Genomic DNA, 11,419 nt, shown 5'->3' on the forward strand with positions numbered 1-11,419 from the left:
GGTAGCTCGTCGGGCTCATAACCCGAAGGTCGCAGGTTCGAATCCTGCCCCCGCTATCTCTCGCCTCGCCTCGCAAAGCTGCGGGGCGAGGCGTTTTGCTCTCCGATCCCTTTTGCGGGATCGGGGTACGATCCGGGGTAGCTCAGTGGCCAGAGCGGGTGGCTGTTAACCACTAGGTCGTGGGTTCGAATCCCACCCCCGGAGTAGGCAGCGGGGCTCTTGCCACAGGCTGCCACAGGGCTGGGTAGCTCAGGCGGTAGAGCACGGCGCTGAAAACGCCGGTGTCGGCGGTTCGACTCCGCCCCCAGCCATTTGCCACGGGCCGCCGACGGCCGGTTCGCGGGAAGCGGCAGAGGGGCGTAGCTCAATTGGTAGAGCACCGGTCTCCAAAACCGGCGGTTGGGGGTTCGAGTCCCTCCGCCCCTGTCGGCTCGCGTAGCTCAGGGGTAGAGCGCATCCTTGGTAAGGATGAGGTCGCGGGTTCAAATCCCGCCGCGAGCTTGGAGCAGCTTGGAACGGGATGACGGGCGCCCGTAGCTCAGTTGGATCAGAGCACCGGCCTTCTAAGCCGGGGGTCCCAGGTTCGAGTCCTGGCGGGCGCGTGGCAGAAGGGGACGACAGCGGCAACGAGCCCCCATCGTCCAACGGCTAGGACACCACTCTTTCAAGGTGGAGATAGGGGTTCGATTCCCCTTGGGGGTACTGGAGCGGACGGGAGCGGATACAGCCCATCCGCCGGCAAGAGACGTTCAATCGCGGGGCCGTAGCTCAGCTGGGAGAGCGCTGCAATGGCATTGCAGAGGTCAGGGGTTCGAATCCCCTCGGCTCCATGGTACGCGCCGTTAGCTCAATTGGCAGAGCAACTGACTCTTAATCAGTAGGTTCGGGGTTCGACTCCCTGACGGCGCATTCTCCCCCCGCTCCTGGTTCCGCCGGCCGCCTCGCCTCGCTTCTCAGGGGTAGGCTCGCGCCTTACGGGTTCTCGCGCTCCTGCGCGCGCGCGCCGCGCAACACGTTTTCCAGCGCGTAGTTCGCCTCGTGGCAGGCGTATTCGTAGAGGAGGTCGTCCATCTTCACGAACGGCACCTCGCCGCCCCACGGGGTCTCCCACGTGTCCGGGTCGTCGATGAGGAACTCGTAGTTGACCGTGTTCGCGTCCACGCGCGTGAGCCGCTCGGTGATCTTCATGTTCGGACTCGCGCCGAAGAACTCGCGGTAGGCGGTGAGTTGCTGCGGGTTGAGCTTCGTCGTCTCGATGACGAGGGTGTCGTCCTCCCACCAGCCGCGGGAATCCCCGAACCAGGGCCGGATCGCATCGGGGAACGGCTTTGGCCCGCCGTCCGCGGCCACGTCCCCGGCTTCGGGCGCGGCGCCGATCGGGATGATTCGGGTGTCGTGCACCATCTCGGTCATGATCGCGACGTGGTCGGGGGTCTGCACGATCGTGTAGTTGTTGTTGTAGAAGTAGTTGGGGAGCATCGGAGGGCCGGCGTTGGACCCGAACGAGACGACGCAGCGCTCGGAGAGGGGTCGGTTCTCGGGGTTGTCGTACTCCCCGTGCCGGCCGCGGGCGGCCATGAGCTGGCCGAGACGCTGCTGGGCCTCGGCGGTGCGCGCGGGGATGCGGCCGTCCTCCGGCACCATGAGGAGGGAACTGCGCGGTTCTCCGTTCACGACGGCGACCTGATCCCCCCGGTCCAGGTAGAAGAGGTTGTAGCCGCCGGTGCCGCCGGCCGCCGCCTCAAGGATGAAGTCGCACCCGATGGCGATGCCGCCCTCCGCCGGCGCGTCACGGTCCGGATCGCTGGATCCCGAGTGGGCCTCGATGCACTCCTGCCTGCCGCCCTCGATCTGGGCGACCTGCTCGGGCGTGAGCACGGCCTCGAACCCCTGAGGCCGCTCGATGGGCGTGATCGTCCCGTTCGTCCAGTTCCCCTGCAGGTCCGGCCGCCCGTCCGGCGTGCGCGGCACCGCGCCGCCATCCTGGGCGAGCGCGACGGGGATCGACACCGCGGCGACCACCGCCACCGCGACGAGCATGCCGGCGACGCTACTCGCGGGGCTTGTCTTCCGGTCGCGCGCGCGAATCCTGATTGTCCTCATCGTACGGTCCTTCCCGCTCCGCGTCCCAGCGGACGCCTGTGCTCATGATGTCCCCGATGATCCTCACCGAGCCGCGTAGGCTACCGATGATCCGTGCAGATTGTTTCTTGTTTTTCATGCGTGAACCTCCAGCCGACGCAGGAACTCATGATACGGCCAGTTGGTCGATGATTCACGGGGTGCCGATGACGTTCCCCAGCATAGGGCTTGCCGTATATCGATATGCGATATAGCATGGCGGATGATTCGGAGCTTTCGTTGCCGGGACACCGAGCAGCTTGCGGCCGGCTATCGGGTGCCCCGGTTCGCGGCCTTCGAGCGAGTCGCGCAAAGGAAGCTGGCGCAATTGGACGCGGCGGCGACGCTGGAGTTCCTCCGGGTTCCGTCCGGGAATCGTCTCAAGGCCCTGAAGGGTCGGCGAGAGGGCACCTACAGCATCCGCATCAACGATCAGTGGCGGTTGTGCTTCCGCTTCGAGCGCGGAAACGCGTACGACGTGGAGATCGTTGACTACCATCGCTAGCGGAGATAAGCCAATGATTGAGCTGGATCCTGTACACCCCGGCGAAATCCTGAAACACGACTTCATGGAGCCGTTTGCGCTGTCTTCCAACGCTCTGGCGAAGGCTATCGGAGTGACCCCCGCACGAGTCAACGAGATCGTGCGCGGTCGGCGCGGTATCACGGCGGAGACGGCGCTGAGGCTCGCAAGGTACTTCGGTACCGACGCCCAGAGCTGGATGAACCTTCAGGATCGCTACGAACTTGTGCTGGCCGAGCGAGTTGTCGGTGACGCACTCGAAACCATCCGTCCACGCGAAGTTGCGTAGCAACGCTTCGTGAAACGTTGCCCCACATCATGACCGGCGGCGAGCCCGGTCTCTTCTCGTCCAACCGGGAGAGGCGCCTGTGGATCTGGGCGCTGGCCGTGGTCGTGGCGATCTACGCGACGGCCGATCTCGCGCGTACGCTGGCAGACGCGCTGCGGGAGAGCGGGCTGCTCGAACTCACGCCGACCATGTTCAGCGCCGGCATGCTCCTGATCGGGATCGCGATCCTGGTGCAGGGGCTGAGGGAGGGGTCGCGCGGCGTGGAGGTCGGCTTCGCGCTGGGCGTCGCGGCCATCGCCATCATCGGTTTTGCCCGCGGGATCGATGCCGCGGAGCGTTCCCATCTCATCGAGTACGCGGTGCTGGCGCTCATCATCCACGAGGCCCTGGTGGAACGGATGACCCACGGCAAGCGCGTTCCGGTGCCGGCCGTACTGGCCATCGCCATGACGACGGCGGTGGGCGTACTGGACGAGTGCATCCAGTTCTTCGTGCCGAGCCGCACGTTCGACTGGTTCGACATCGGGTTCGACCTGCTGGCGAGCGTGCTCGCGGTCGGCTCGAGCGTCTCCATCCGCTGGGTCCGCCGCTGGCTCGGGCGGTTCCGGTGGCGACGCTGACGGGCCCCATCCCGCCGGAACTGGGCGACCTCGCCGCTCTCGAGAATCGCCCACCGACGAAGGAGACAACGATGCCCAAAGCTGACCGTATCGGCACCTGCCTCTGGTTCGAAGACCGCGCGGTCGAAGCGGCCGAGTTCTACGTCTCCCTCTTCCCGGACTCCCGGATCGTGGAGGTCTCGACGGTGAGCGGCGGCCCGGCCAAGGGCAACTCGTTCGTGGTGTTCGAGCTGGCCGGACGCACGTTCCAGGGGATCGACGGCGGCCCGATGTTCAAGTTCACCCCTGCGATCTCCTTCGTCGTGAACTGCGAGTCCCAGGACGAGATCGACCATTACTGGAGCACGCTGGCGGAAGGCGGCCGCGAGGGCTACTGCGGCTGGCTCGACGACCGCTTCGGGGTGTCCTGGCAGGTGGTGCCGGCGAACATGGGCGAGCTCATGAGCGCCGACCCGACGCGGGTCATGGACGCGCTGCTCAAGATGGGGAAGATCGACATCGAGGGGCTGCGGAAGGCGGGCGCGGGGGGCTGATGGCCGGAATCCCCGCTGCTGGTCCTGCGCGTCCACGGCCCGCACGTGTACCCGCGCGGTGCCAGTCGTTACGATGCCACCCGTACTCGGTCTGAATCAGGAGGTTCTCATGCGGAGCATGATTCGCACGCGCCGTGGCGTGCTTTGGGCTGGTCTTCTTGCCGTTTCAGCGACGGTCGCGTTTCCGGACGTTGGGGCCGCGCAGTACGTGCCGGCGCGCGGGGACGCGTGGGAGACGCGCACTCCGGAGCAGGTGGGGATGAACGCGGCGGGCGTCCAGGCGGCGGTCGAATACGCGCTCGACCACGAGACGAGCCAGGCGCGCGACCGGGAGTTCCAGCACAGCCGGAGCTTCGGGCGCGAACCGCTCGGCGAGGGGATCGGACCCTTCAACGTGCGGGGCGGGCCGGCGGGGATGATCGTGCGGCACGGCTACATCGTCGCGGAGTGGGGGGACACGAAGCGCGTCGACATGACCTACAGCGTGACCAAGTCCTTCCTCTCGACGTCCGTGGGACTCGCGTGGGATGAGGGGCTCATCGGCTCGCTCGACGACACCGTGCGCGAGTACATGGCCCCGATCGACGTGCCGCCGGGCGACGGCGAACCCGGCGTGGACCGCGTCGGGTTCGGGAGGCCCGACCCGACGACGATGTTCGAGTCCGAGCACAACCGCACGATCACGTGGGACGACCTCCTGCGGCAGACGTCCGACTGGGAGGGCACGCTGTGGGGCAAGCCCGACTGGGCCGACCGTCCGAGCGGCGACCCCGACACGTGGATGACGCGGGCGCGCCACCCGTCCGGCACGGTGTACGAGTACAACGACACCCGCGTGAATCTCCTTGCGCTCGCCGCGATGAGCGTCCTGCGACGCCCGCTGCCCGAGGTCCTGCACGAGCGCGTGATGGGACCGATCGGCGCCTCCCCGACCTGGCGCTGGCACGGCTACGAGAACTCCTGGGTCACGGTCGACGGGCGTCGCGTGCAGTCGGTGAGCGGCGGCGGCCACTGGGGCGGCGGCATGTTCATCAGCGCCCGCGACCAGGCGCGCTTCGGCCTGTTCACGCTGCGGCGCGGGACCTGGGGAGACCGGCAGCTCCTGTCCGAGGAATGGTTCGACCTCGCGACGACGCCGGGCCCGGCGAACGGCTCCTACGGCTTCATGAACTTCATGCTCAACGTCGCAGACGAGGAGGGGAACAAGCGCTATCCGAGCGCGCCCGCGGAAGCGTGGGCCCATCTCGGAAACGGCACGAACATGATCTACTGCGACCCGGTGAACGATCTCGTCGTCGTCGCGCGCTGGATCCCGGGAGGCGCGATCGACGGCCTGCTCAACCTCGTCATCGACGCGATCGACGACACGGCCGCAACCTCATCCGGATCGCCGTAACGGACCGGCTCCGACGCCCGCATCGAATCTTGTTCCGGCCGTCAGTTGTAGCTACAATGCAGCTACATAAGGGAGGTCCACATGAGTACCGACACCGTTGTGCGCGCCCGGATCGACAGCGACACCAAAGCCCGCGCTACCGAGGCGCTCACGGCCATGGGCCTGACCATGTCCGACGCGATCAGGTTGTTGCTGCTCCGCGTAGCTGACGAGCAGCGACTGCCCTTCGCCGTTCAGGTGCCGAATTCGTCTACACTTGCGGCCATGAAGGAGCTGGACGAGGGCAAAGGCCGGCGCTTCGGTAGCGCTGAGGAGTTGTTCCGGGACCTCGACATCTGATTTGCTGACCCCGGTTCGGTCGGCGCGGTTCAAACGCGACGTCAAAAGAGCCCGGAAGCGTGGCAAGGATCTTGGCAAGCTGCGGATGCTGTTGGCGTTGCTGATCAAGCAGGAGCCGTTGACCGCGCGCCATCGCGACCATCCGCTGCGGGGCACTTGGAAGGGCTACCGGGAGGCGCACGTCGAACCGGACTGGCTCGTCATCTACCGTATCAGGGGTGACGAACTGCACTTGGTCCGCACCGGCAGCCACTCCGATCTCTTCAAGGAGTAGGGTCGAGGGTTCAAGGTAGACGTTACGCTCCGGGCTCGTTAGTTTCTCCCGCACGGCGCGTCGCCTCTTTCGGCGGCGCGTTTCGTGTCTGCGCCCGTAGCTCAGCCTGGATAGAGCGCTTGCCTCCGGAGCAAGAGGTCACAGGTTCGAATCCTGTCGGGCGCACTCGGCCCGGCTGAGCCAGCGGCACCGGTTCTTGGGGACGGCTCCCAGGGACCGGATGGTTCAGGGGCGCAGGCTCGGGTGGCGGAAATGGCAGACGCGCAGGATTCAGGATCCTGTGGGATTAAACTCCCGTGGGGGTTCGACTCCCCCCCCGAGCATTTCAGGCCCAGGTGGCGGAACTGGCAGACGCGCTAGCTTGAGGGGCTAGTGTCCTATTACGGACGTGGAGGTTCGAATCCTCTCCTGGGCATGCAGCAACGCGGGGCCAGCGCCCCGCGGCACGACATCGCTGGTTGCGGCTTGATCGGCTCCGAGCGCCCGTAGCTCAACTGGATAGAGCACCTGACTACGGATCAGGAGGTTGGGGATTCGAATTCTCCCGGGCGCATGCTCTCCTTCCTTCGGGCGTCGAGCCTGCTCCCGCGAGAATTCGGGCGCTCGTGGAGCTTCGCTCCCCTTCGCTGGCCAAATTCTCCCGGGTCAACCGAATGGCCTCCCGGGCACTTCCTCTTTGGGCAGAGGTGCCGGGTGGGATTGTGGGTTGCTCGCGGGGGGCTTCGCCCGCTCACTGGGCAGATGCTGCCGGGCGGCGTTGTCGGTGGGCTCGCGACGGGCTTCGCCCCTCTCGCCGAATCCGCGTTGTCCGGGCGATCGTGCAGCGGGCGGTCGGTTGTTCAACACATTTCCTCGAGGACAGAGGTGCCATCATATGCGCGTCAGACTGGCTGAGAAGCGGGATGTGGATCGGTTGCTTGAACTTATGCGGGGGCTGGCGCGGTTTGAGGAGTACATCGACGACTTCGCGGTGACGCGGGAGAGCGTGCTCGAGCATGGGTTCGGAGACGACCGTCTGTTCACGGCGCTCGTGGCCGAAGAGGACGGTGATCTCGTCGGGATGGCCGTGGTCTACACGATTCCGTGGACCTACACGCTGCGGCCGAAGGTCGTGCTCAAGGAGCTGTTCGTTGAAGAGGCGGCACGGAACAGCGGGGCGGGGAAGGCTCTGATGGCGGCGGTGAGATCGCACGCCGAGTCCATCGGCGCGACCGAACTGATCTGGACGGTCATGGATGGGAACCGCGCGGCCGAGGGCTTCTACCGATCCCTGGGCGCTTCGCCGGATCTCAAGTGGCACAACTGGTCCCTGAACCTCGACGCGAAGGCACCCCGCGCCCGCTGACCATGCGCCAAGTACTAATGATGTACTAATTCGTGTCAAATTAGTACTTGGCCATCTCGTGTCGCCCCTCCGGGAGGCTTCAGGATGGCCCGAAACTGCGGGCCGGGGGGCGGCAGTCGGGCCACTGGGAGCCGGGCGGCATCGTGCGGCGGTCGCGGGGCATCGGGTCCGGGTCCTCGGAGGCGAGGTAGGCGAACATCGCGGTCATCACGGCGTCGTCGCGCAGGTCCTCGAAGACGATCTTGTCGAAGGTGTCGCGGTTGGTGTGCCAGGTGTAGGTGCTCGTGTCCCAGCGGTTGTCGGCGATGTTCATCTCGCTGCGGCCGGCGCCGACGTGGAAGCTGAAGGCGGGCACCCCCGCGCACAGGAAGGAGGCGTGGTCCGTCCCGCCGGACTCGGGCATCCCCGGGACCTGGAGGGTGACGAGGTCGGACAGCTCGCTCGGGATCCGCGCGAGCCACTCGCCGAAGCGCCCCGCGGCGCCGGAGAAGCCCTGCATGGGGATGAAGGTGACCGGGCCGTTCCCGTGATCGACGTTGAACACGGTGTGGGTGCGCTCGAGGATCTCGGGATGGTCCTCGACGAAGGCGCGTGAGCCGTTCAGGCCTTGCTCCTCGCCGTTCCAGAGGGCGCCGATGATCGTGCGGCGGGGGTTCGGGACGGCGTGTTTCAGGATGCGCATCGCTTCCATGATCGCGACGGCGCCGGTGCCGTTGTCGAGCGCGCCGTCGGAGCCGTCCCATGAATCGAAGTGGCCTCCGAGGATCACGTACTCCTCGGGTTCGGCGCTACCGGGGATCACGGCGAAGGCGTTGGAGACCGGTACCTCTCCCAGGAAGCGGGCCTGCGCGTCGACGCGCAGCACCGGCCCCTGACCGTTCTCGGCCAGCCGGTACAGGAGCCCGTACGCCTCGCAGCTCAGGTCAAGGACCGGCGCCCGCTCCGCGCGGGTGCCGAAGATCTTGGTGACGCCCCAGCCCTCGGACCACTGCGAGCGGATGATCCCGGCGGGCTCGGCCGCGCTCAGCGCTTCCGGCAGCGAGCGCGCAGCGAACCCCGTGTTCCCGACGCGCTCGGCCCAGTCGGCGATGGTGCGCTCCCGCTCGGCCGCCATGCGGTCCGTCGTCTCGGGCCGCGCGAACCACTCCATGTTTTCGGGCGCGCGGCAACTCGGCTCCGGGCGCGAGACCAGCACGAACTTGCCGCGCATCTCCGACAGCGCTGCCTCGAAGGCTCCGGGGCTGTCCGCGTCCGGCAGGATCACCACCTCCCCCTCGACGGGGCCGTCCGTGGCCGGACTCCACGCGGCCGCCATGCCCTCGAGCGTGCGCACGCGCGGCGCGATGAGATCGATGTGGGTGATCCCGCGATCCCACCCGCGCCAGGTGCCGTACTGCTCCTTGTACGCCTCGATGCCCCACTCCGCGTACTTCGCCAGCGCCCAGTCGTTGGCGCCGGCCATCGCGGGCGACCCGGTGAGCCGCGGCCCGATGGAGTCCATCATCACCTGGCCGAGTTCGTAGACCTGCGAGCGCTCGACCCCCTCGGCCCAGATCGCCCGGATGACCGGATCGTCAGAGGGAAACGACTGCCCCGCCGCGCCCCGGGTCACGCCCGGAATCAGCGCAGCCGTCAGTGTGGAGAGGCATGCCAGCGAACAGGCGAGTCCGAGACGAGCCGTGGGCCTCATGGATCGCTCCGGGGGAGGGTTTGACTTACTACTGGAGAGAGCCCTCAGCTCCGTCTTGCTGCGACTCTCTTCGCCCTTCAAGGGGCACACATTCCAACTCTATGAGCTCATGCTCCTTGACCCGGAATCGCGTACCCATTCCCTGGTTTCTGCAGCCTTCCATCGCGGCTTCCACGGAGTCGGTCCATTCGGGGGCCGTGATGTTCTCGAACGCGTAGTAACACGCGATGCCGAGAAAGAAACCGACGACGATCTTGATCACGGTCTCTGCCGGTCCGCGGGGCATTGGGGGCTCCTTTTTCTCGCGTCCTGGAAAGATGCGAATCCCCGTTGATGCCGACAACCGGCCAGCACCTTCGGCCAAGCCGGATACACAGACTCTTGCCGTCCGGGAGAACCGCGCAGGCGGGAAGTGGCGCACAGGAGCTATCCATCCCGAATCGGGATAGCTATCTTGCGCACCATGCGGATCATCGCCAAGAGGACGCTGCGGGCCTATTGGGAGGGAGAGCCCAGAGCAGAACAGCCACTCAAAGCATGGTACGCGGTTGCCCGGAAGGCCGACTGGTCGTCGCCCGCGGACGCCAAGGCCGTGTACGGAAACGCCAGCATCGTCGGCGACGACCGGGTGGTGTTCAACGTTGGCGGGAACAGGTATCGGCTGATCATTCGGTTCGACTACCGGCGTCGAATCGGCTTCGTGAGGTTCGTCGGCACCCACGCCGAGTATGATCGCCTCGATGCTTCCCACGTGTAGGAGGAACGCGAGATGATCCGGCCCATCAGGGACGAGACCGATTACGACGCGGCGCTTGCCGAGATCGACAGCCTAATGGGTGTAACCCCGGGGACTCCCGAATCCGACCGCTTGGAGGTTCTGGTGACCCTGGTCGAGAGATATGAGGCGGAGAACTGGAGCATCGAGGCTCCGGACCCGATTTCGGCGATCCGCCACGTCATGGAGGCCCGAGGACTGCGGCAGAAGGACTTGGCGGCGCTGATCGGCTCACAGTCTCACGCATCGGAGGTCCTTCGCCGTCGCCGCCCCCTCTCCCTGGCCATGATTCGCGTGCTGGCTGCGGAATGGAGCCTGCCTGCCGATGTGCTCGTGCGCGAGTACGAACTTGCAACGAGCTGAGCTTCGCTCCGTGACCTCCGCCGGTCAGGTCGCCCATGCGCCTTGACGGCAAGCGTGCTCTGGTTACCGGCGGCTCGCGGAGCATCGGTCGGGCGATCGCGCTCGGACTGGCGCGCGAGGGGGCGGACGTGGCGGTCAACTTCCGTCGGAGTCGTGAGGAGGCCGAGAACGCGATCCGTGAGATCGAGGCGATGGGGCGTCGCGCGGTCGCGGTAGAGGGATCGACCGATTCCCGTTCCGACGTCGAGCGTTTCGTCACGGAGGCCCACGACTTCCTGGGTGGTCTCGAGATCCTTGTGAACAACGCGGGGATCCTGAGGCGCCCCCCGTTCCTCGAGATCGGCGAGGAGGAGTGGGACGCCATCCAGGGGGTCAACCTGAAGGGATACTTCCTGGTCGGTCAGGCCGTCGGACGCTGCATGGTCGAGGGCGGGACGGCGGGGGCGATCGTCAACGTGTCTTCCGCCGGGCAGGCGGTGGCCGCCCCTGACCTCACCCACTACTGCGTCTCGAAGGCGGGCGTCGAGATGCTCACGAAGCAGATGGCGCTCGAACTCGCGCCGCACGGGATCCGGGTGAACGCCGTCGCGCCGGGGCTGATCGAGACCGACCTGAACCGCGCCGACATCGCGCGGGACGACTTCCGCGAGCGGCGCCTCGCCCGCATCCCGCTCGGGAAGATCGGGCTACCCGACGATGTTGTGGGGGCAGTCGTGTACCTCGCCTCGAACGACGAAGCGCGACTGGTGACGGGCGCCAGCCTGTTCATCGACGGCGGCCAGACGATCTGGGGCGCCTGACCGGTTCGTGATGGCGCCTTCTGCGCAGATCCGGTCCAGCTTCCCCCGGGGCGCGGCGGCCACGCTCCCGTTGGTGGCGACGCTGATACTGGTGGCGTGCGGCGGCCCCGGCCGCGGGGATTCCGACCCACCGGCCGATGCGGACGCGGCCGACTGGGACGTTCGCTTCTCCCACGTGCTCTCGACCGGCTCGGAGTTCCACCTCATGGCGGAGCGCTTCCGGGATCTCATGCTCGAGCGCACGGACGGACGGTTCCGGGTCGTCATCTATCCGTCCGGGCAGCTCGGCGGCGAGCGCGTGGCCTTCGAGCAGATCCAGGTCGGCGCGGTGCACATGGCCATCACGGGCAC

At 66.8% G+C, this 11,419-nt stretch carries 13 protein-coding genes, 12 tRNA genes and 1 pseudogene; 24 read left to right on the forward strand and 2 right to left on the reverse strand.

The window, feature by feature from the left end; all coding sequences use genetic code 11:
• Window positions 1–131: 131 nt before the first annotated feature.
• From RN743_RS03670 to RN743_RS03705, 8 genes are all read left to right on the forward strand, one after another.
• Window positions 132–204: transfer RNA gene (locus tag RN743_RS03670), tRNA-Asn, on the forward strand.
• A gap of 34 nt (window positions 205–238) precedes the next feature.
• A tRNA-Phe gene (locus RN743_RS03675) sits at window positions 239–311 on the forward strand.
• A gap of 42 nt (window positions 312–353) precedes the next feature.
• Window positions 354–426 (forward strand) — tRNA-Trp (locus RN743_RS03680).
• A 3-nt stretch (window positions 427–429) separates the two neighbouring features.
• Window positions 430–501, forward strand: a tRNA-Thr gene (locus tag RN743_RS03685).
• A 26-nt stretch (window positions 502–527) separates the two neighbouring features.
• Window positions 528–602: transfer RNA gene (locus RN743_RS03690), tRNA-Arg, on the forward strand.
• Window positions 603–630: 28 nt separating this feature from the next.
• A tRNA-Glu gene (locus tag RN743_RS03695) sits at window positions 631–702 on the forward strand.
• A gap of 55 nt (window positions 703–757) precedes the next feature.
• Window positions 758–830 (forward strand) — tRNA-Ala (locus tag RN743_RS03700).
• 6 nt (window positions 831–836) lie between these two features.
• Window positions 837–909, forward strand: a tRNA-Lys gene (locus RN743_RS03705).
• 63 nt (window positions 910–972) lie between these two features.
• On the opposite strand, the gene RN743_RS03710 is transcribed toward RN743_RS03705, so the two are convergent.
• A complete protein-coding gene (locus tag RN743_RS03710; RefSeq protein ID WP_310776385.1) occupies window positions 973–2,103 on the reverse strand; it encodes a hypothetical protein in 1,131 nt (376 codons plus the stop codon).
• A 241-nt stretch (window positions 2,104–2,344) separates the two neighbouring features.
• Between RN743_RS03710 and RN743_RS03715 the strand changes: the two genes are divergently transcribed.
• From RN743_RS03715 to RN743_RS03770, 12 genes are all read left to right on the forward strand, one after another.
• Window positions 2,345–2,626 carry a type II toxin-antitoxin system RelE/ParE family toxin gene (locus RN743_RS03715; RefSeq protein WP_310776387.1) on the forward strand — a complete coding sequence of 94 codons (282 nt, stop codon included), beginning with the start codon at window positions 2,345–2,347 and terminating at the stop codon, window positions 2,624–2,626.
• Between the two features lie 13 nt (window positions 2,627–2,639).
• Window positions 2,640–2,933, forward strand: a complete 294-nt coding sequence (locus tag RN743_RS03720) for a HigA family addiction module antitoxin (protein ID WP_310776389.1) — start codon at window positions 2,640–2,642, stop codon at window positions 2,931–2,933.
• Window positions 2,934–2,950: 17 nt separating this feature from the next.
• Window positions 2,951–3,553, forward strand: a complete 603-nt coding sequence (locus RN743_RS03725) for a VanZ family protein (RefSeq protein WP_310776391.1) — start codon at window positions 2,951–2,953, stop codon at window positions 3,551–3,553.
• A 71-nt stretch (window positions 3,554–3,624) separates the two neighbouring features.
• On the forward strand, window positions 3,625–4,086 hold the full coding sequence (locus RN743_RS03730; RefSeq protein WP_310776393.1) for a VOC family protein: 462 nt from the start codon (window positions 3,625–3,627) through the stop codon (window positions 4,084–4,086).
• A gap of 118 nt (window positions 4,087–4,204) precedes the next feature.
• Entirely contained in the window at window positions 4,205–5,482 is a 1,278-nt protein-coding gene (locus tag RN743_RS03735) for a serine hydrolase (RefSeq protein ID WP_310776394.1), read from the forward strand.
• 81 nt (window positions 5,483–5,563) lie between these two features.
• The gene (locus RN743_RS03740) at window positions 5,564–5,821 is read left to right on the forward strand and encodes a type II toxin-antitoxin system RelB/DinJ family antitoxin (RefSeq protein WP_310776396.1); all 258 of its coding nucleotides are present in this window, start codon (window positions 5,564–5,566) and stop codon (window positions 5,819–5,821) included.
• A gap of 1 nt (window position 5,822) precedes the next feature.
• Window positions 5,823–6,095, forward strand: coding sequence for a type II toxin-antitoxin system YafQ family toxin (locus RN743_RS03745; protein WP_310776398.1), 273 nt, complete (start codon window positions 5,823–5,825; stop codon window positions 6,093–6,095).
• A gap of 90 nt (window positions 6,096–6,185) precedes the next feature.
• Window positions 6,186–6,260 (forward strand) — tRNA-Arg (locus RN743_RS03750).
• Window positions 6,261–6,332: 72 nt separating this feature from the next.
• Window positions 6,333–6,418: transfer RNA gene (locus RN743_RS03755), tRNA-Leu, on the forward strand.
• 6 nt (window positions 6,419–6,424) lie between these two features.
• Window positions 6,425–6,510: transfer RNA gene (locus RN743_RS03760), tRNA-Leu, on the forward strand.
• 64 nt (window positions 6,511–6,574) lie between these two features.
• Window positions 6,575–6,648 (forward strand) — tRNA-Arg (locus RN743_RS03765).
• Window positions 6,649–6,969: 321 nt separating this feature from the next.
• A complete protein-coding gene (locus tag RN743_RS03770; protein ID WP_310776400.1) occupies window positions 6,970–7,440 on the forward strand; it encodes a GNAT family N-acetyltransferase in 471 nt (156 codons plus the stop codon).
• Between the two features lie 79 nt (window positions 7,441–7,519).
• Here RN743_RS03770 and RN743_RS03775 read toward each other — a convergent pair whose 3' ends face one another.
• Window positions 7,520–9,130, reverse strand: a complete 1,611-nt coding sequence (locus RN743_RS03775) for a M28 family peptidase (protein ID WP_310776402.1) — start codon at window positions 9,128–9,130, stop codon at window positions 7,520–7,522.
• 463 nt (window positions 9,131–9,593) lie between these two features.
• Here RN743_RS03775 and RN743_RS03780 point away from each other — a divergent pair, with 463 nt between their 5' ends.
• From RN743_RS03780 to RN743_RS03795, 4 genes and pseudogenes are all read left to right on the forward strand, one after another.
• Window positions 9,594–9,887, forward strand: a complete 294-nt coding sequence (locus tag RN743_RS03780; protein ID WP_310776404.1) for a type II toxin-antitoxin system HigB family toxin — start codon at window positions 9,594–9,596, stop codon at window positions 9,885–9,887.
• 12 nt (window positions 9,888–9,899) lie between these two features.
• Window positions 9,900–10,268 (forward strand): hypothetical protein, encoded by a 369-nt coding sequence (locus RN743_RS03785; protein ID WP_310776407.1) that lies wholly within the window; start codon window positions 9,900–9,902, stop codon window positions 10,266–10,268.
• 35 nt (window positions 10,269–10,303) lie between these two features.
• Entirely contained in the window at window positions 10,304–11,068 is a 765-nt protein-coding gene (locus RN743_RS03790) for a 3-oxoacyl-ACP reductase family protein (protein WP_310776409.1), read from the forward strand.
• A gap of 10 nt (window positions 11,069–11,078) precedes the next feature.
• A pseudogene (locus tag RN743_RS03795) lies at window positions 11,079–11,419 on the forward strand (hypothetical protein); the annotation flags it as partial.

Source organism: Candidatus Palauibacter scopulicola, assembly GCF_947581915.1.
Lineage (GTDB): Bacteria > Gemmatimonadota > Gemmatimonadetes > Palauibacterales > Palauibacteraceae > Palauibacter > Palauibacter scopulicola.

What these genes read in the sequence shown, in the direction of transcription:
- RN743_RS03770 (WP_310776400.1), top strand. Translation starts at nt 6,970, where the DNA reads ATGCGCGTCAGACTGGCTGAGAAGCGGGATGTGGATCGGTTGCTTGAA.
- RN743_RS03775 (WP_310776402.1), bottom strand. Translation starts at nt 9,130, where the DNA reads ATGAGGCCCACGGCTCGTCTCGGACTCGCCTGTTCGCTGGCATGCCTC.
- RN743_RS03790 (WP_310776409.1), top strand. Translation starts at nt 10,304, where the DNA reads ATGCGCCTTGACGGCAAGCGTGCTCTGGTTACCGGCGGCTCGCGGAGC.
- RN743_RS03715 (WP_310776387.1), top strand. Translation starts at nt 2,345, where the DNA reads ATGATTCGGAGCTTTCGTTGCCGGGACACCGAGCAGCTTGCGGCCGGC.
- RN743_RS03780 (WP_310776404.1), top strand. Translation starts at nt 9,594, where the DNA reads ATGCGGATCATCGCCAAGAGGACGCTGCGGGCCTATTGGGAGGGAGAG.
- RN743_RS03710 (WP_310776385.1), bottom strand. Translation starts at nt 2,103, where the DNA reads ATGAGGACAATCAGGATTCGCGCGCGCGACCGGAAGACAAGCCCCGCG.
- RN743_RS03740 (WP_310776396.1), top strand. Translation starts at nt 5,564, where the DNA reads ATGAGTACCGACACCGTTGTGCGCGCCCGGATCGACAGCGACACCAAA.
- RN743_RS03735 (WP_310776394.1), top strand. Translation starts at nt 4,205, where the DNA reads ATGATTCGCACGCGCCGTGGCGTGCTTTGGGCTGGTCTTCTTGCCGTT.
- RN743_RS03730 (WP_310776393.1), top strand. Translation starts at nt 3,625, where the DNA reads ATGCCCAAAGCTGACCGTATCGGCACCTGCCTCTGGTTCGAAGACCGC.
- RN743_RS03720 (WP_310776389.1), top strand. Translation starts at nt 2,640, where the DNA reads ATGATTGAGCTGGATCCTGTACACCCCGGCGAAATCCTGAAACACGAC.
- RN743_RS03785 (WP_310776407.1), top strand. Translation starts at nt 9,900, where the DNA reads ATGATCCGGCCCATCAGGGACGAGACCGATTACGACGCGGCGCTTGCC.